This window comes from Pseudomonas sp. ESBL9, assembly GCF_036668715.1.
GTDB classification, from domain to species: domain Bacteria; phylum Pseudomonadota; class Gammaproteobacteria; order Pseudomonadales; family Pseudomonadaceae; genus Aquipseudomonas; species Aquipseudomonas lundensis.
Window position 1 is genome coordinate 905,450 of the sequence record NZ_JAZEVV010000001.1, and the last position, 19,087, is coordinate 924,536.

Below are 19,087 nucleotides of genomic sequence, written 5' to 3' on the forward strand. Positions count from 1 at the left end.
TTAAACACGACTGCCTGGAGAAGCCGCTATCAGGGCTTCACCGACCTGTTTCCATTGAGGCCCCGAGATATCAGAATTCAGGTTGGTTGCCGCCAATATCAGCGATGCCGAAAAACCTGTCTGCTGTGCTGTTTGATGGCAGCGTATAACCCATTCAAGTTGAGCCATGGACCTCACACGCGTGAAAGGTACATTGTCCAGCAGCACTTTTATTTCAACGCAATCCCAGCCCAATAATCGCCCAAGCAGCTGGGTCGTGTGTTCATCAGTGACGGGCTCGACACCATTAACCTGCGCCAAGTAACTAAAAAGACTGGCTTCACTTACACGGTAAGCGACAAGCACCTGCTGAAACTGACTCATTAAATAAAGCGTGTTCAGCGATAATTTTATAAAGCTATCAGGCTGGCTGCGTGAGTCGAGCCAGTGCGGATTGCTTATAAAGGTCTGCAGTGCAGACTGGCTAATGGGCAGTTTCAACGATGCGGCGGCATTGGGCGCAATCAGGATATTATTTTTTAATAAACGCTTGCTGTCGTGATTCCCTAGCGCAACTGTTATGCCGTGAACAATATGCTTGATTCTCTTTTCCTGGATCGCGACAGGTTCAGCCGCTGTGCCACCTTGGGGAAAAACATCCAGCAAGGCTGCTTTCCAAGGCAACAGTCGTTTATAAGCGGTATCCAAATAGGGTTCCAGTAACGACGCCATCTCAGAAACCGTCGCCTCTTGAATTTTTTCAAGCGCAGAAGGGCTGATGTAGGACTTGACCAACTTCTTGAGCGTGCTGTTCAGCTTGGGTAAATCAGGTGTTTCGGGAAGTAGCGGATGCACCTTTAAAATTGTTTTAATCAGTACGTGACCTTTGGTAAATTTCAAAAAATCCAGCTGATTTACATCTTCCGCTTTCAGTTGAGAAAAATCAGAGCCCACCAGAACATAACGTTCAACATCAGCGAGCAGCTTTTCAAACGTGCTCAACATCTCTTGCAACTCGCCATTCGGATCCGTGTCATCCAGCATGAGCTGACGTCGAACGGTGGAAAGTTGAGTGGCGGCGCTGCTAAACCAATGGACAGCCCACTCCATTTGCATCAACACATCCAGAAAGTCAGGCGGTGTGTTACTGCCGTTCAATCTTAATGAAGGGAGAATCAACTGCTTGCAGTAATCCTTGCCCCCCAACAACTCTGCAAGTTGGTACATCTCTGACAACGATAGATTGAACAGACGGGCAATACGTACTTGCCGATAAAAAGTGCTAAAGGTGGCCACGTCCCTTTTCGTTTCTTGCCCGTATTTTTTTAGCTGAGCAACCATGACCCCAAAAGAATCATGCGTGTTAGACACCCCCAAACTCACACATAATTGATAGACCACCGCCAACGTTGCATCATCTTTCGCATCAGGAGTGAAAGGGCTTCCATCCAGTTTAAATGAAGCGCTTAATGCCTCTTCACGATTATAAACCCGGTCATACAATGAGCGCGTTGTGCCCGATTGATGAACGGGGAGGTGATGCAGGAGTGCCGAAAACTCTTCAATCGACAGTGTGTAATGTTGCTCAAGGTAGCGATATACGCCCAAGGCTCGCATTGTGTTGTCATTGAATACAACCTTGTTATTATCCTGACCTGCCTTTTTGACGCTGTAGACAAAATGCTTGGTGTCGTTGAATGTGTATTTCATCCAGCGCTGCAATCGGATGAGGCGCTGCACCCGGTCGAGTTGTTCAGGGTCGACAAAGTTTACAGTGACTGTTTTCCCTTCTGTTTTAATCGTGGGCAGGTTCAACGCCATGTGAACGTCTCGCTGCTTTACCGGTAATTGCGTTGATTGAACCGGAAGGTATCTACCCAGCGAGAAAAGCGCTTGCATGTGATCTTCATCAAGCTCGGTCCTCTCCATAAACCGCGAGGGTGTTTTTAAAGACTCATACGAACCCCCAAGGATTTTTTTTGCGAACGCATCTTTTTCTGTGGCTGTCGATCCGAGCGTTTTATTCTCCGTAATCAATATCTGTTGATCAGGTCCGAGGTGAGCCAGCAACCGCTGCGCTTCATAACTTTCCTGTTGAACCTTGCCATAGGCCGTACTGGGTTGTTGAGTGATCGGCAGCGTCAGACTGATTTTATAATTCAACTCCCCAAGCTTTAGTTGCTGAGCAGCGAGCCCTAAAACACATTGTTCATAAGGGAGATAGAAGGGTAGTTGTAAAGGGAAGCAGTGCGTTTTTAGTACATGTTCAATATTCGCGTTGGCGTACACGTCTTTATGTTCAGCCAAACCCTGTGTGATGCCCTCATGCAACAATTCATTAATGATATTTAGCAGGGGGATTTGCTCATGCACAGCATTCGCATCGATATGCATACTTGCTAAAGAGGCACGACGTGTAGAAAGTTTTTTTTGGGGTTGATTTCCTGCACCGGTCTTTTCCAATTGCAGAGCAAACAGGTACAAGGCTCGTAGATAAGCCACGGGCGAATCCATGGCTGCCAAAGAATCCGGGGCACATACCTGGTTCGAATCCTGAGGAAACAGTGCGCGGTAAGTAGCACCATTGGCGGATTGGGCAGACATTTGGCGTTTGACACGCTGATCTTCAGACAGCGAATCGTTTTGCTGGCGGTGAAGAAATTCAAGTTGCACCGCATAACTCAGCGCTTGATCGTGGATATTTCCAGCAATTTCCTCAGTCGTGAACTCGGTCAGAATATTGCAAAACTCTTTTTTGGAAAGTCGAGCAATGTCGAAGACAGAGATCAGATGGGCATCGACCATCTTTTTATTGAAGCTCTCCATACCAGTCGCAGATGAATCTGCAATAGCCGCCAGTGAGAGCACTAAATCAGTTGGCGGGTTGTTTAGCGCAGGAGCAAGTACGTGCGACATATCAATAAATTCCAGAACGCCACGCAGGGAATCTGCAGGGCGTTCCGAAGCTAACATCAGCAATTGCTGGCATCGGTCAGACCGTACCGTTTAAACGGTTAGGACCGATCGTTGATTGAGTAAGGGAATAGGCAGGATAAACAGAGCCGTGTAAGGCCGCGCAGAAGGACATTGACACGCGAAGCACGCATACCAGCAGGAAATGGTAAGTCGACCTTGATACCACTCTACGTGATTTAACATAATATACATTATGCGAACCTAGGTGTTGGGGCGTCAGGGTCAGTGGAGACAGCTTTTCACCAGGCAGACAGGCATGATGAGTCGTTGGCCATCGAGGGGTAAAAAGAATGAACGCAACACCTGGTACTGCTGTGACCCACCCGTAAAAATGGCGCTTTAGGTGGCGGATACCGTCCCAAGGCTGAAAGCTTTACATACCGGGGCTTTGCGAGTCGTCAGGCCCTCACGGAACGCCATACCAGCGCTTTTTAATTTTGGCGGCATCGGTCAAGAACCCATGGTGAGGCCATTTTCTATCGGAGCGCGACGCCCAACGCTGCGTAAAATGGCCGACATGCGCCCTTATATGCGTACATTCAGACAAGGTTCATCCAACGCGATAGACCTTTAAGATGTCAGACCTTTTTAAAAAATGACCGAACCCTTTGAAAGTGACCACGCCCGCGGCCCAATGAATATGGCGGTTTCGGATTTCCGGAGGGCTCAGTTGCATCGGAGTTCTTCGTCAAACCTAGAAGGCACAGCTGAACCCCTCCGATACGCGGTAGGTTATTTGAAGCTTATCCTGCGCCGTGCAAGCAGAACCTGGTTGAGGGGCACCGCTCCTATTGTAGGTAGCGTGGATAAGCGTTGGGCTGGCGATTTATTGGACGATTTAGAAGAGATTGAGTCGCTATGATATGAGTAGCGCTAAATATGAGGAGTGAAGCTTCAAAGAAGCTTCATTATAAACCACCAATGATTCTTAATTTCAAGAGCCTTTTTTATGAGCTGATGCCTGGTTATGGCGAATATATTTGCGCCAAACAAATTTTTAAAAATGGTTGAAACTTTTAAAGGTGGCCGCTCCCGTTAATTCTGGCCTTTTACTGCCGTGCGCCGTATTTGCAGGGCGGTACGGGTCATGACTTTCAAAAACGATTGAATCTTTTAAAAATGACCTTGAGTCGCGCGTCTGCGGCACACGCAGCCACTGAATCTAAACAGCTGAGGGTTCTGCCGAAATCAGAGCAATTAACGCCTTAATCCACGCAGTACGGGGGGGCAGCCATTCGACTGCCATTTCCTGAGTCGGTGAAAAGGACAACTAGCAATATATAAATAATTCGTCGTTAGTTGCGTAGGTAGTGGTAATAGTTTGCTTGGCGGCACTTGCAAACCCAAGCTTGCTGTGTATAACCTAGATGGCATCGATCTAATGGTTAGGGCTAGGTGATGAGTGATTCATCCAAGCAGACGGGCGCGCTCGCCTCGAAGAAACAGAAGGGTAAGTCCCCTACTTCCGATAACTCCCAGAATCGGAAGTCTGCAATGAAGATTACGGCGAATGATAACGGCGCGCAGATCCCACATCCGCTGTTCAACACCTATAAGGAATTCATCAACCACACTAACGATGAACCCGACCCTTGCCTGCCGCTTGTGATGAACTATCTGGCTAACTTCGATACTCAGCTGAAACCCTTGGAGGGCTTCGAAGCTGTCAGCGGATTTCTGCGTTCGTACTCCAATGTAGAGGCGACATTCGTTTCGTATCGCACCCATGCCGAGCGCCTGCTGCTATGGGCATTGTTGATCAGACGGAAGCCTCTCATGGAGCTACGTCGCGCAGACGCCGAAGCGTACTTGGCATTCTGCATGAGTCCACCGACGGATTGGTTTGGCCCTGTGACACGCAGCAGGTTTCTGATCGTGGCGCCCGACAAAGACTTGCAGTTGTGTCCGAATCCTCACTGGCACCCATTCTCTGTAAAGACAGGGAGTCGCGAGCCGGATACCGCTGCCGGCGATGCTTCGTACCAACCATCTCGAGGAAGCATTTCTCAGGCGTTCTCGGTGTGCAGCAGCTTGTACGAGTACGCTCTCGATGAGTGCTTGAGCTCTGTGAATCCCTTCAGGGCGATCAAACAAAAATCGCGGTTCAAAGCGTCGCGCGTTATGGAGCAAACCGGACGCGCACTTACGCCTCTTCAGTGGGACTACGCGCTGACTACCGCTGAAAAAATGGCCGAAACTAATCCCGAGCGCCATGAACGCACGCTGTTCATCGCCGCAACGTTGTTCTCAATGTACCTACGGGTTTCAGATGTCTGTGGGCGGATCAATTGGCAACCCACGATGGGGTCATTCAAGGCGGATCACGATGGCAACTGGTGGTTTCACCTCGTTGGTAAAGGCGACAAGGCCGCCAAGGTCGCAGTCAGGCCGGAATACATTGATAGGTATCTGAAGCGCTATCGGCGGTTCATGGGGTTGTCCGAACTGCCACGCCCTAATGAGCAGACTCCTCTGATTGCGACCCTGAATGGTCGACCAGGCTTGTCCACTCGAATGGTTCAGTCGATCGTTCAGGAGCTGTTCGACCGAGCGGTTGATGAGATGAAGAGCGAGGGTCGCCAGCCGGGTGAAATCGAATCACTGCAACTGGCCTCCACGCACTGGTTAAGGCATACGGCCGCAACGCTTGATGCCCCTTGGCGAGACCCCAAGGACTTGCAGATGGATCTACGTCACAACAATTTGGCCACTACGCAGGATATCTACTACAGCAGCTACGAAGAGAAACGCTCCTACTCGCTCAAGAAACTGGGATTGAAAAACCGCGACTAACGTTCAGAGACTACCGGTAGATAAATTATGGAATTAATACCCCGTCCTTGCTTTGGGACGCTGCAAGAGTTCGCGTTTCTAAAGCCAGAAACGCTTGATGGTGAGCTACCTATCGTCATGGATTTCCTTAACCGATGCCCCGTCAGCAGCCTGCCAATCAAAAGCTACATCTTAGTCAAGCAGTTTTTGACTCGGCATGCCGAACCTACTCGCTATGCCAACTATCGGGTTTATGTAGAGCGTCTATTACTATGGTGTATTTTGGAGGCAAAAAAACCTTTGACGGACTTGAGCGAGGCTGATGTTCAAGGATTTATGGGGTTCTGCGCAGCTCCTCCGGATTCATGGGTGGCAAATAGTTCTGGCCGAAGATTCACTCCCGCCAAATTAAGAAGTGCGGTGAGGTTTAATCCTAATTGGCGCCCGTTCTGCCATAACAAGGCCTCTGGCGATGAGGTTAGCATGGCGTATGTCGCCGGTAGAGGCGGGCTTGGGATGCAGATGTCGGTAGTTGCGTCTTTCTTTCAAGAACTATATTGCGATGACTTGATAACAATAAATCCTGCACAAAGGCTTCACGCTGCGGGCTTTTATGCTCAGAGTCTTCCTGCACACACTGGTGCAAACATTTTCAATGATGAAGAATTTGCTGCGTTGATGTTGACCCTTCAGGATATGGCTGATCAGAACATTAAGTATGAACGTACCCTGCTCATGCTCGCGACAGTTTATTACCTGAGGCTGCAATCATCGGAGATTGACAGTCTAGGGGGCGATCTCACGATCAGTGCGCTAGGTCTCATGAGAGATGGAACTTATGACTTGGTGGAGGATAAATTCCCTGGCCGATGGGCGTGGAAAATCCATCCTGAATTTGTGACTACCTACGTAAATCGTTATCGCCAAAGGCTTGGGCGGCAATTCATTCCGTACGAGCGGGATCAAACATTGTTGCTAGGGAAAGTTCGTGGGAATGGATCGATTTGCTCAGGGCAAGCGAGGCTGATATTTAGGGCCGTATGCAGGACTGTAATTGAAAGGCTTACCTCGAGTGGGTACGTAGTCTCGCCTAACTCAGCTCTTCGCACGGCCAGTCTTTTATGGCTGCGCGAAACAAGCCTGCACCATGCTGCGAGGACAATGGGAATGGATGAGGTCATAAGGCTTGTACGGAAATCGAATGCTGAAACCGCGTTTCAACGCTACTTTGCTTGGCGCGACTAAGGGTTAGTATACTCGCCCTGCACTTTCACAGATCTATCTCAGCGTGGACATTTAACTCAACTAAATGACTATTTAGTTGAGTTAAGTTTAAATGTCAGGTAGCATATCCTGAATGTGCGTCTGACAGTTAAATCGGCACCCGCAGTAGACAACTATACCTGAGCACCCCTACCCGCACGCAAAACCCAAATTCCGGGCCTTAACGCTCAGTGGCTGGTTTTCATCAGACCTGGAAACTTGGTGCAAGATGTGTTCGGCAAGCTTGATGACGAACTGATGCCTGCACCACGGATTTCGGTGTCCAGACCCTCGGTTTAGACCCCAGCATGTCTATTAATGACTCCCCGAGATATTCTGGAATGCAGATCCAATGCCCTCCTCGCCCCATGAGGGGCATACAGTTGCCCCTGCCGCGGTTACCGCTAATCCACGCCAACAGCCGCCCTATGGTCGAGCAATAGCATCGCGTTCTGATCAGGCTCGACATCTGACACGCCTCTAGAGCGCTGTTCGCGGACAATCAGGCTACAAACCCATGCTCCAAGCATCTTATAAACTCGATGACCGTGTCCGTCTCCAGCCTGGTCGTGACCATAGCGGCAGGAGCTTTGCCGCTAAATGCTTTTACCGGACGTGACATCCAATTCATCGCTGCGTCGATATCGCCGCCATACAAGCGCTTCGCGGCGTCGAGCACTTCCAAATAACGGGCCTGTTGATCGGGGGGCAAAGTGCTCATGAGTACGCTCCTTCTGCGGTCTGATCCTAGACTACACCATCGCCAACCGCTCACTGCCTCCCCCTTATAGGCGCGCCCGGTGCCAGTTTCAGGCGTGCCTATTACTACGATCCCGGCGGGTGGTTACGTTGGCCTGAGGCTGGCGTCTCAGGGAAGGTGTAAACCAGTTTTTTGACGTGTAAAGCTCAGTGGTTTACACATCAAGAAATTGGTTAACACACCGGGTCGAGGGCTGTTTGAAGCTAAATCTTCACTTCTCTCCCGGATTCCCTCCCCGTACCCCACTGCGTATGAGCACGCATTGACTCAAGCCCACAGCACCATGGTTCTGTCATTCGCACGCTCGCTGCAATTGCTCAGCTAACAGAGGCAGATAAAGCTCAGACTCGGCTCTTTGCCACCAAACCTTGTTCTCATCCTTGTCGGTGAAGGCCAGCAGATCGTGCGCCAGAAAGGCCTCAAAGCCCGCCCTCGCGACCTTATCTTCGGCGGTGAACTCGTAAAGACCGGATTGGGCAAGTAGCTTTTTGACGATCAGCGGCAGCAACCAGGCGGAGAAAATGAGGTGGTTATGGCGAGGCCAGATGCTTCCCCTCTCACCATTTGCGGGGCCATGAGCTGCGGCGTTACGAGCGGCACAGAAATCGTGAACCCAGGCATCGAGCGGGCGATTTACATGCTTGTCCCAGTGCTTGCACCACCACTGTTCGTCCAGGCTCCCTTTATGCCAGATGGGCGGGTTCGGTAGCTCGTCGAAGTGTTCGTTGATGGCTCTGCGGAAGGCAGCTTTGTCATGAGGAACGTCAAGCAGCGTGTCTATGGCGACCCGCATCAGGATCAGTTCGGATCGTTCATCTATGGATGACGCATCGGTATTGGCTCTGAGAAAGGAAACGACCGCCTCGTCGATACGTTCCTTAAGTTCCCCAGCAGGTAGCTTGAGTAGTGCTTCAAGCAGTGGGATGTCGAGCGTAATCCGCGAGCTGTTGTCGACGTGGTACGGCCGAATGAACTTGAGCCCTGCCCTGCCCGCCAGCATGTTTTGTGTTCCACCGTCACGCCGGCGCGTGGTCACACAGGAATGAGCCGGTGACGCGACATCAAACCGCTGCGCAACGACCTGGAGTGTGTCGGCGTTGCAATAGTCGGAAGTTGAGCACAACGACCGACCTACCAGGGCAGAGAATGCGAGATACGAACACTGAACCAGTCGCTGCTGGATCTGGGCATCCGAGGCTTCAAGGCCCGGTGTGTCTTCGTCCCAAATGATGACCGCGGCTTGCTGGATCGGCTGTGAAGGCTGAGCGCCGAAACCTCTGTCGCCGTAGTTGCCTAGTACGCCGTCGAAAGCTTCCTGCGGTATGCCCAGCAACTCACCCGGAAGTCGACCTCGCTCATAAGGGATCAAGCGTAGGTCTGCGATCCGCAGCTCTTTGGCAGCAGATACCCACGGTAGAAAGAACACAACTGCCATAGCCCCTCGCTTCACTTGGTCATAAGAATGAAGAATCTTAGCTCAGTGATGAGTGATCAAATGGGACTGATTTCTTCCGCAGGGCTGAGTGACTAATCCCATGTCGAAGGCGAAAAATTCTAAAACGAAAAAAGCCCCGAAAGGGGCTTTTCTGTGCGTGCAAAAATCATCCTGATAGTTACACGAGTCCGAGAAGGCACGTCAGAGAGTCAGTACCACACCTATTAGATTGGAGCACTCCCCGGACTTTTATACTGTATGTAAATACAGTATAAAAGTCAACCCCTGTTACAAGCCACGACCGACCCTACTGTCGAGGCGGATCAATTCACGTGGCAGCCTCGTTCTGCACACTCTCCAGCTTTCGCGTGAACGTAATGAGGGGAGCGAAACACAACCAGGGCGGCACCTTGAGATACCAGGACGCCAGCTTTACCGCGGGAAACCGTGATACAAGGTGTGCTGCCAACCCTACTAGGATTCGCTAATCATGAAAGAGCTACGGACAGCCGCTGAAGTCCTTGAGCGCCTCAGCCATAACCAGGATGCATTACGCGCCGCCGTCGAAGAGCTAGCCAAATGGGTTGGTGATCGAGGAGCAAGCAGTGTGGTGGGAAATGTGAATGGAGCTCTGACGACTCTCGACGACAACATCGATGCTGTACGGCAAGGCATCGCCGAACTAGTAGCGGCGAGCGTCAAGCAATAGGTGGGCTCAAAATCTGTGTCTCTGCGCGCATGATCGCTACGGCTCGGGCAGTGAGCGGTACCACTCAGCATAGGGCGTGTTAACAGCCTTGTGGCGGTTGTAGTCCGGGCTGCCGTAGCTCCACCATACCGGGCCCCTCTCCCCTAGTGCCCTCTTCGCCTGATCTACTTCTGCTCGAGCTGTGCGCAACTGATCTGCATGATTTGTTGCCTTCGCTACTTTGACGGCTCTCCGCGCCTCCATCAGCATCTGCACCAACTGCTGTCGCTGGTCATCAGATAGTGCGGGATTGCTGCAGCGCCATAACTGACCCTTGACTACGAAGTAGCGACCGTCTGGTGTCGTATGGCGCATCAAGCAGATCTCGTGAGCTGATACTTCAAAGACATCACAGACGACTCACAAGCTGCACCGGCGAGATACACGGATCGCTACATGGCGTTAATCGTCAATCGATAAAGTGCTTGAAGTCACGTTGACTCAGTGAACAAGACGGGGGTGGTGAGTCCTCATCCGTCCTTTGGAGCACATTTGTACTCCATCACTATTCCGGTCACTAAGTCCCGAACAACCTCCACTCGTGACTGGGGCGAGCATGCACGTGGGCGCTTTGTTCGCGATCACGTATCGCGGTGAAGCCAGACCCAGGAACACCTGAGGGCTGGACACGGCCTGCAGCACGGCTGTTGTGAACCATGCCCTGACTGCGTCTAGGTCTTGGCCCTCCGGGCTTACATCCTCGTGCTGGCGCACTCCGTTTGGCTCATGGCTTCGATTCATGAGTGCCCGAGCAGACATCATGCGACGTGTTGCGGCGACACTTGCTCCATGGGCATCATGAAATAAAACAACAACAATAAAGGCAGCACCTATGACCTCCCCGATCGCCACCGTATTCGCCTTCATCCCGCAGCAGACTCTTGCCTCGAAAGCTCCCCAATGTAGCGACAAGCTGGACAGCCAAGTGGTATCGATCTTCCAGGCGATTGGTATTTCCTATTCGATCCTGGACAGGATGATCGCCCACGACGCCGGCTGTGCAAATGCGGCTGCAGAATTCTTCGTTACAACGCTTATGAATGATGGCTGGTCATCGAACACATCGCACCAGTTGGTGACAGAGACCGACTGGCAGCACCGGATGTATCGAGCATGGAGCGTTTTGAACGCCGAGAACCGCGGGATCGCAACGGCGCTCGACTATGAGGTGTACCAGAACTATTGGCCAAATCTGGACTTTTGCGCGGATGGATTTGAAGGGAAGATGGAGCGTTGGATCGCCTGGGCTTGAAGGCGACGCACTGTAGATCGCTTGCTCGGTCATCTGTCACTGACAAGGCACTTTGAAAAATACGAGCCTTCTACTCTCCTGAGCGCTCAAGCCTCGGTCGAGCAAGCTCATGACCGGGGGCGTGCTCGATCCAGGTGATCCCCCCGGTTTGAAATGATCGGATAGCAGTCACGGAAAGCCTGCACGCACGATCACATTCAACACTAGGCAGGCCACCTGGGAAATTGCACCTGACTTGACCAAGCGTTTTCATCCCACTTGACCACCTGGTTGCATTCGACTTGACCAGCCATTTGCATCGGGCATGAACAGCGCACGGGTACGCCTGGCAGGTATCGACCCGCTGCGGACGCTCATTCCCGGTCGCTAGCTGGCGGCGCGCGCCTTCATCAATCGCGCCGGTTAGCCCCACACGACCGTAGCTGGAACTCAGGGTCTAAAGGCATAAACCTCGCAAACGATCCTCGCTCACTCTCCAGACATTTCAATGAACGCCTGGACGAGCGGCTTAGAAATCGTGAACCCAGGCGACGCTGTATGGTGGTTGCTAAGCTGCTACCTTCAACGGTCAGGCTAGAGCCATCCGTTCTCAGATGTCATGGATGAAGGCCTGGTGGTCGCGATGATGACGCCGTCCTCTGAGGTCACCGTTGCCAAGTACCCCTCAGACTTCATAGCGTTGACCAACCTCCGGTTTGAATCGGTGTTTCTTACCTTGATCTTCTTGACCTTCGCGCTCACGGTTTTGAAGTCCTCGTCATCGAGCAACGCCAGAGCTGCTGAAACGTCCGGCCACTTCATCCCTGGAAGACATTGTGTCAGCATTTCAGAGCGTTGCTCCGGGGTGAGGCTTGCATTGCGAACCAGATGTCGCAGCACAGGCATCAGCGAGTCAGCAAACCTTTCGCCAGCTTGGTTGGCAAGCATAGATACACGGCCGAGCTCTGAAACCGCGTCCGGCTTGCTTTCAATCGTCTCCAGGCTAAGCCCTGACCACATCTGAATTTTCTGTGTGAGTGGCAACGCTTTGCTTTTGCTCAGCGTGAGCATCGAGTCGAGTTGGAGCGAGCCGATATCGATCTCGGCTTTTGCTAGATCCCACCGTTCAACCAGGTACTGGCCTTCGAGGTGTGGGCAAGTACTCAATACGATTTCCCTGACCTCCGCGCTGTATGGAAGGAATGTTGAGGCCACCAGCATGACCCAGCGCCCCGCAGGTAAGACCGCTTTGATCATTGATAGATCTTGGAGCACGACTCCATCGAGCAGTACCTTGAGCACGTCATTACTGATGCTGGGTGAGCTCAGAAGATACTGTTGCAGCGCCCAGTCTGCGCTCGTTGACTGCCACAGCGTTCCCTTGAGAGCCGATGCATTCCGAGCGATGAAGGCGGTGAACACCGTTGTGGGTTCCGATCCGACTTCTTCGCCCGAAACGTGGCCGTCTGGCGCAATGAGTTTCTCAAAAAAGATCCACACAGCGTCGGCTTTGGCCACCAGGCGATCACTTTCAAGTGCCTTTGCCCAAAGATGTCTCGGGGCGTCATTGAGTGTGTGCAGGTCACAGGTCGTGTGATCGAAGAGTCGATTTGTCAGGTCGTCATCTGTGTCCAGTTCTGCAAGTAAACTGGCCAAGGAATCGCTTGATTCATCCAAGACAGCAGACTGACCTAGCAATGCGCTACCGAGCTCATCGGCGTGTGATAGCAGATAATCACCGAGCCCATTGATGCCCAAAGCCTGCAGTCTACGCAGAGACACGATGCCCACATCTGCAGGTTCGGATTTGGCGCCTGTGGAATGCTGTCCAGCTTCCGACTTCGCGCAGATCAGCGATAGCATTGGCAGGTTGATCTTGATGCAGCGCCAGTCGATCAGTCTTTCGAGGTCTGCGAGACTCATCATATGGCCCAGTGAGGCAAACTGGACTGGGTAAGCCCTGAGCCACGCCCAAGCTCCCACATTGCTCTCTAATCCTGGCATCAGTCGTGATACATCTTCCAGCGAATCGATCGTAGGAACCAGATCCGTTGATGCGCCATCGGCAAGGGTCTTGAAGTCGGATTCTGACAGGTTGTCGGCGATGACTTTGACGAGGGACTGGCGAGCCTCGCTTCCTTCAAACACCCCGCCAGCGTCCCCCGTGTCCCTGGCGTCGAAAAGGCTCTGAAACAGTTTGGGTTCTAGGCGGTACACGGCGCGGATAAATTCAGCCGCTTCTGTTCGGTTCAAAAGATCGCCTACAGCGACGGCCATTCGTTCGGGGTGTTCGTTGAGGCCGCTCTTAAGTATGTGGCTTAGCTGGGCATCTGCTGAGTTAGTTGCGAACGAGGTTGGTCGGGCGCTGAGACAGGCGATCAAGTCGACGATGATCCCCCTGCCTTCGTCGAGCTCGTCGCTCTTAAGCTTCTCCAGCACGGTACTCGGGCTATCGACAGGCGTGGATACGTCAGGCAGCACACCACGTCTCAGCGAAAGGATCAGATCTTTGTCACCAGGTGTCAGCGAACCTTGATAGAAATAACCAAGGTAGTCCGTGTAGTCGGCGTCGAGGAAACCGTGCAGCATCAGATAGCTCACGACGTTCAAGCCTGGAAGTTTGTTTCTTGCGACCTCCCCATAGCCTTTTTTGACGGCAGTACTGAAGGACATCCGGATGACCTGATCCGATTCCCTCTGCACCGCTGCAATTTCGTCCGCGATTGTGCCAAGTCGCCGCCCAAGCAAAGCATGGCGCCGTTCATAGGATGTGGCGGTGAGCAGCTCAGCCTTCGAGACATTTCCAGATTGGTTTCTGGCCCGCCCGTATTGATCCAAGACAACCATTGAGAGGGGCCCGGCGTGATTCATGAATACGTCGAACACCTCGTCGGTCACGAACTGCTTTGGCGTGTACTGGGTGCCAGTGATTAGGACATGGGTCGCCGTGTCCATTTCGGTCAGTCGAAGAAGCGTGAACCACACGTAGGCCCTCAACTCACTGACATTGTTGGCCAGTTCGAAGACCCGGTCGTCTCGCTCACGCCGCAATTCATCAAGTCGCTTGGCATTGGCACTGTTTTGTTGAGTTTTCCAGGCAGCCAGTCCCTTGATGACGCCATAAATCGTCCCTCGGCGTTTGACCAGGTCGGCGAACGCGCCGGGATGCAGATTTCGAATGGCGACAATCGCAAACAGCTTGTCTGGCTCTAGGCGTAGGCCGCTGGCAAGGATATTTGAAAACATATCGAATTCATTGACGATATTTTTCACCAGCCGGAGGTCATCGATGTAGTAGCAGACCGTCTCCACCAGTCGACGGTCAAGATGTTCGCCCAAGGGTTTCGATTTGAAGGTTCGATGGTTCAGCAGCTCCATCATCTTTTCTTGGGAGTTTTCCGAGTTGATGACGGGGATCACTGGGACGATGAGGTCAAAAAACTTGGTCTTCTCGCCGACGACGAACATTTCATCGCGCAGCGCATAGACGAAATAGACGGGGCGTTTCACCTGAGGTGATTGCTTGATGATGAAATTGATTTCTCGCAATCGAGTGAACACGTCATGGATGCCGAACCGGTCGAGATCCTCAATGATCACCACGTCAATGCTGCTGCGCTCAAAGCAGTAAATGATCTCATCGATATTTTTGTGCAGGACGGAGCCATGGTGGGTGGTCTCCAGTTTGCCGCCTTTGAGCGTCAACCCATCGATACTGAAGAGCGAGCCCAGCTTCAGGCATGTGTGCAGCAGGTGTATGCACCCCAGCGCGACAACTCCGACGGCGAATGAACTTGGGATCCACAGAAGCCAGTCCAGAAGCCAAGTCGGCTCGATCTTAGGTAGCTTTTCTGCAACGGGAACGTACAGTCTCAGCGCTGCCAGAATGAGGGCGCCATAGCAGAGCGTTTTCCACCAGATCTTCAGGCCGGAAGCCTGATCGATTCTCTTAAGGCGGGTCTTGGGAAGCGTCTTTGCTGGGACGGCGTACAGGAGCTGCTGGACGATCGTCTCTTCGATCCGAGCAACTAGATCGGACTCTGCCTTGTTTGCCTCGGATTTAGATTCCTGCCCTGCCTTGGTGGAGGATTCGGAGGGCCGCGGAGAATCCGAGGCCGCATCGGTATCGCTAACAAGCTCAGACGCCCCGGAGATTTCGTTATCCTTGCCGAAGGTAGCCAACGAAACAAACGCGTAGACAAACTCTGGGTGGCGGTGGACGAAGGTGCGAAGCACGCTGCTCTTCCCTGCCCCGTACTCCCCCGTAATAGCGATGTTCCTGACTTGATCGTTCCTCAGACCGTTCAATAACTCACGCTCATACCGCTTTATCTTCCCAGGCTCAATGAGCACAGGGGTTAGCGGCTGGAACAGATTTTCATGAGTAGGTGTGGCCAAGAACGCATATGCGGCCTTACAAGCAGCGACGACCGCGCAAGGGTATCGCTTCAGGGAGGCCAGCTTGCGGCGAGTCTCGTTGTTCCAGACGATATAGGCATGTAATGCCCGGTGATAAATGGCGCGCAAGCAAATGAACATCCGTGTCTCCAAGCAGGCTGGCGGCTACCAGGCATTCATCTGCCGAAGACTGAATGATCGATCTTGGGTCTGAGCGGGAAGGTGAACTTCCGGTGAGCCTGATACGAGGATTGGGATGATAGCTCACGGCCATCTTCGCCTGCGAACCCTTTGTTCACTAGGCAAGAGCTAGGCGCGAGCTTACCTCTACACGATCCGCACGCATGACCAGGCGGGGAAAGGATTAATCAGGCTGAGAAGAACGTTATTTGGGCCGGCCTAGGTGGTGCTGCCGGATCGAGAATCTTGGGAGCTTGGACGTTGTGCGCATATGGAGTGCCGGTGAGCAGCTAGTCGTCAACAGAATATTCCCATAAGCATGCGCGGTGAATGACTTATTGCCCGCGCATACCCTCGCCTGCAAAATATCCGAGCTCATGGTGGAGACTTACGACTGACGTCCTTACATGCGTTTTTTCGGCGGCTTGTATTTGCACCTGGGAAAGGTTGAGCAGGATTGGAATTCTCCGTACGGCCCTCGTCGCCATATCAGCTCCCCTACCTTACAGCCTGGACAGACAGGCCCCATGGCCTTGTCGGGAGCTTGCGCAGCGGCCGCCACGGCAGAGGGCCTATCGGACTTGAGCTCAGCGGATGCCGGCTGTGTTATCGCTCGTCCGCTGTCATCACAGGGAGCTACGACACCTTCGTCGATCAACTCTTGCAGGAAAGATGAGCGACGCCCTGCGACTGTGAACATCGCAACGCTGCGTCTTGCCCTTGTGAGTGCGACGTAGAACAGCCGGCGTTCCTCACTGGATGGAAAGGTGTCGCCCTGCGGCATAACCAGGGAGAACAGTGGATCGTCAACTTTAACGTTTGGAAACCCACGCATGACCATGCCTGGGAGAATCACATAGTCGGCCTCGTCACCCTTCGAGGTATGCACGGTCTTGAACCTGAACGCCATACGATCGCCAAAACGTTGCTGCCAATCGTGACTCAGGAATTTGGCATCAAGCTTGTAGCGCCCCAATACGAAGACATTCACTTTGCCGCCACGTCCCAATGGCACGCTCCCATCGCAGATTTGCTGGTAAAGGCGCTCGACATATTTATCAACCGCTTGGGCTACCTTGTTCCGGTGCTCGACTTGTATAGCCTGGAAGGCCGGCCCGATGGCCGCCGTCACAGAGTTCACGTTCTTCTTGAATTGCGCTGGGTTCTTCGACACGAATCGGCTGGAGACGTCACAAATGGCCTGAGGACATCTAAATGTCGTTTCTAGCCGAAGCACCTGGCCATGGCCGTACCAGGGTTTGAAACCTGTCATTACGGAAACGTCGGCACCCGCGAATCGGTTGATCGACTGCCAGTCGTCCCCCACGGCGAACAGAAACCGATTAGGCTGCCGAACGAGGGCCTTGCAAAGTCGGGCTCGTGCTCGCGATGCGTCCTGATACTCATCGGCCATAACCAGGTCGTACGGTGACCGGTGCCCTGCCTCCAAATAACCTGCAGCCTTGTTAATCATGTCCTCGAAGTCGATTCCGTTCTCTGCGGCCAAGGCTCCGTTCCATTTCTTGACTACAGGAATCAACAGGTCAACGAACATCTCGAACCGGTACTTGAAGGCCCCACTGTCCATCTCAGCCACGCGAGCTTTCAAGTCCTGTTCCGTATAGCAGTTGCTTTTGAAATGGTTGATGAACGTACGGATCAGTCCAAGCAGGTCGGCATGTTTGATGGGTTCCAAACCATTAAATGGGATTGGCCGATCAGGGTTGGGATCGAGCTTGATGCCCCTGTCGGTGAGCTCTTTAGCCAGATGGGTGAACGCTTCCCCACTGCGGACTTGGTGAGAAAGCGTCTCGATCAGGTGCGTTCCCTTGTGCTTGTGGATCTGACGTTTCCAAGCCACCCCTTCCAGGTATTTCTTGAACTGCTCAGGGGGCTGGCCCTCTGCGTCCAGAGCAAAATGCTCATGGTAGAGATTTAGACCTGGGTAGAAAAAATCCGGGAAGTACTGGCGATGCTCCGCCGTTGCGGTCGGGTGCTCGTACTCACGTTCGTACTGGTACTCGACCCCGTTGTAAAAAAGCCAGTTGGCAATAATGCACTCCTCCTGGCTGGCCACCTCCTCGCCTTTTAGAGTGACCAACTTCCCCTCGCCGTCCGAGCTTGTCGTATCGAAGAGCTTGTCATTGCGTGAAAGAGGTAGGTGTCGACCAAACACCAAGCGGAAAATATCCCAGCGCGTACGGAACGCTGGAGACTTATCTTTGAGGTCATCAACAATGTCGGCTAGCTTGGCCAACGCGAGACGCTCTTTGCGTGCCCAAGCAGGTACATGCGGTGTGCTTCCGGTAGCCAAACCTATGATCTTCAGCCCTAATGAATGGAACGTCATGGCTGCGATCTCGATGCTAGGCATGCCCAGCCGTTCAAGAGAGGCTTTGGCCCGCGCTTGAAGCTCTGCAGCCGCATCCTTGTTGTAAGCCAGCATGACGATAGATTTGGGGCTGACAATCTCCCGATGCATGGCATAGATAGCCTTTGCGATCATCGTGGAGGTCTTACCAGAGCCCGCGGATGCGACAACCTGAACCCGGTTGTCAAAGCACACTACCGCCTTTGCCTGCTCGTCAGTCAAAGGCTTACTTTCTACCTTGTCGAAAATCTGCCGGCAGTGACGAAGCTCTCGCTTAGTGTGCAGCTTGTTTCGCTCTTCCCATGTGCCCGTCCAATCAGACGTCCACCGTTCGATATCGAGCTCAGCTTGGGCATAACCATCATTCAGATGGGCCCTCACCTCTGGGGTGTCAAGTAGCTCTCTTAGGGCCGCTACGCTCAACTCCAGGCTTGGTTTGCTACCCAGTAACGCTTGCTGGTTTTCATGGGTAAGCCAGCGGTGCTTTTGATCAGCGGTTGCTAAGGCATGGTCAACTTCTGAGAGCCACTGGGACAGCTTGGCATAGTAGGAATCGAAGCGTTGGCATCGGGATCGTTTGAGGAGATCGCTCACTGCGCGGTGCAGAGACGGAGCTCGTAGGTTCGAGAGTCCACCAAAGCGCACGCCCGTGCGTGCGGGCCACACGAGCTCCGACCAGAGCATGCGGCGTTTGATTTCAAAGCTTGGGAGCGTTTCAGGTGCTATGTGGTATTGCTGCCCACCTACGGCCACAACAAGACGATCGCTCTCGACGAGGAGACGCCAGTTGGCTGATCTAGTCAGTAAGCGCCCTAACCTGGATGGCGTCCATTCCAAAAACATACACGATTCCTACACCAAAATAGGCGCAATTCTATCCCAATCTTCATGGCCTTCGGACGTGTGCATCGATTGGTTCAGATCACGGGTCTACGGGCATTAGGAATGCGGATCCTTTGAAGGACTAACTAGCG

The 19,087-nt window shown here is 52.8% G+C and carries 10 protein-coding genes; 4 read left to right on the top strand and 6 right to left on the bottom strand.

From position 1 onward, the window contains the following. A complete protein-coding gene (locus V6F78_RS03930; protein ID WP_332726653.1) occupies window positions 1-2,952 on the bottom strand; it encodes a Tc toxin subunit A in 2,952 nt (983 codons plus the stop codon). Between the two features lie 1,401 nt (window positions 2,953-4,353). On the opposite strand from V6F78_RS03930, the gene V6F78_RS03935 reads away from it, so the two are divergent. Beyond that, window positions 4,354-5,748, top strand: coding sequence for a tyrosine-type recombinase/integrase (locus V6F78_RS03935; RefSeq protein ID WP_313043787.1), 1,395 nt, complete (start codon window positions 4,354-4,356; stop codon window positions 5,746-5,748). A 27-nt stretch (window positions 5,749-5,775) separates the two neighbouring features. Beyond that, window positions 5,776-6,972 carry a hypothetical protein gene (locus tag V6F78_RS03940; protein ID WP_332726655.1) on the top strand — a complete coding sequence of 399 codons (1,197 nt, stop codon included), beginning with the start codon at window positions 5,776-5,778 and terminating at the stop codon, window positions 6,970-6,972. 520 nt (window positions 6,973-7,492) lie between these two features. Here the strand turns inward: V6F78_RS03940 and V6F78_RS03945 are convergent. Together V6F78_RS03945 and V6F78_RS03950 are read right to left on the bottom strand one after the other, a co-directional pair. Next, entirely contained in the window at window positions 7,493-7,711 is a 219-nt protein-coding gene (locus V6F78_RS03945) for an antitoxin Xre/MbcA/ParS toxin-binding domain-containing protein (RefSeq protein ID WP_153356888.1), read from the bottom strand. A gap of 331 nt (window positions 7,712-8,042) precedes the next feature. Next, on the bottom strand, window positions 8,043-9,185 hold the full coding sequence (locus tag V6F78_RS03950) for a hypothetical protein (RefSeq protein WP_153356891.1): 1,143 nt from the start codon (window positions 9,183-9,185) through the stop codon (window positions 8,043-8,045). A 490-nt stretch (window positions 9,186-9,675) separates the two neighbouring features. Between V6F78_RS03950 and V6F78_RS03955 the strand changes: the two genes are divergently transcribed. Then, the gene (locus V6F78_RS03955; protein ID WP_123728177.1) at window positions 9,676-9,894 is read left to right on the top strand and encodes a hypothetical protein; all 219 of its coding nucleotides are present in this window, start codon (window positions 9,676-9,678) and stop codon (window positions 9,892-9,894) included. A gap of 36 nt (window positions 9,895-9,930) precedes the next feature. On the opposite strand, the gene V6F78_RS03960 is transcribed toward V6F78_RS03955, so the two are convergent. After that, window positions 9,931-10,248 (bottom strand): hypothetical protein, encoded by a 318-nt coding sequence (locus V6F78_RS03960; protein ID WP_332726656.1) that lies wholly within the window; start codon window positions 10,246-10,248, stop codon window positions 9,931-9,933. A gap of 517 nt (window positions 10,249-10,765) precedes the next feature. Between V6F78_RS03960 and V6F78_RS03965 the strand changes: the two genes are divergently transcribed. Then, complete coding sequence (locus tag V6F78_RS03965; protein ID WP_153356893.1) at window positions 10,766-11,185, top strand: hypothetical protein; 420 nt, start codon at window positions 10,766-10,768, stop codon at window positions 11,183-11,185. A 573-nt stretch (window positions 11,186-11,758) separates the two neighbouring features. On the opposite strand, the gene V6F78_RS03970 is transcribed toward V6F78_RS03965, so the two are convergent. Together V6F78_RS03970 and V6F78_RS03975 are read right to left on the bottom strand one after the other, a co-directional pair. Beyond that, complete coding sequence (locus V6F78_RS03970; RefSeq protein ID WP_332726657.1) at window positions 11,759-15,703, bottom strand: YobI family P-loop NTPase; 3,945 nt, start codon at window positions 15,701-15,703, stop codon at window positions 11,759-11,761. A gap of 442 nt (window positions 15,704-16,145) precedes the next feature. Then, on the bottom strand, window positions 16,146-18,956 hold the full coding sequence (locus tag V6F78_RS03975) for a UvrD-helicase domain-containing protein (RefSeq protein ID WP_332726658.1): 2,811 nt from the start codon (window positions 18,954-18,956) through the stop codon (window positions 16,146-16,148). Between the last annotated feature and the right edge of the window lie 131 nt (window positions 18,957-19,087).

What these genes read in the sequence shown, in the direction of transcription:
- V6F78_RS03955 (WP_123728177.1), top strand. Translation starts at nt 9,676, where the DNA reads ATGAAAGAGCTACGGACAGCCGCTGAAGTCCTTGAGCGCCTCAGCCAT.
- V6F78_RS03970 (WP_332726657.1), bottom strand. Translation starts at nt 15,703, where the DNA reads ATGTTCATTTGCTTGCGCGCCATTTATCACCGGGCATTACATGCCTAT.
- V6F78_RS03975 (WP_332726658.1), bottom strand. Translation starts at nt 18,956, where the DNA reads ATGTTTTTGGAATGGACGCCATCCAGGTTAGGGCGCTTACTGACTAGA.
- V6F78_RS03965 (WP_153356893.1), top strand. Translation starts at nt 10,766, where the DNA reads ATGACCTCCCCGATCGCCACCGTATTCGCCTTCATCCCGCAGCAGACT.
- V6F78_RS03940 (WP_332726655.1), top strand. Translation starts at nt 5,776, where the DNA reads ATGGAATTAATACCCCGTCCTTGCTTTGGGACGCTGCAAGAGTTCGCG.
- V6F78_RS03960 (WP_332726656.1), bottom strand. Translation starts at nt 10,248, where the DNA reads ATGCGCCATACGACACCAGACGGTCGCTACTTCGTAGTCAAGGGTCAG.
- V6F78_RS03950 (WP_153356891.1), bottom strand. Translation starts at nt 9,185, where the DNA reads ATGGCAGTTGTGTTCTTTCTACCGTGGGTATCTGCTGCCAAAGAGCTG.
- V6F78_RS03930 (WP_332726653.1), bottom strand. Translation starts at nt 2,952, where the DNA reads ATGTTAGCTTCGGAACGCCCTGCAGATTCCCTGCGTGGCGTTCTGGAA.
- V6F78_RS03945 (WP_153356888.1), bottom strand. Translation starts at nt 7,711, where the DNA reads ATGAGCACTTTGCCCCCCGATCAACAGGCCCGTTATTTGGAAGTGCTC.
- V6F78_RS03935 (WP_313043787.1), top strand. Translation starts at nt 4,354, where the DNA reads ATGAGTGATTCATCCAAGCAGACGGGCGCGCTCGCCTCGAAGAAACAG.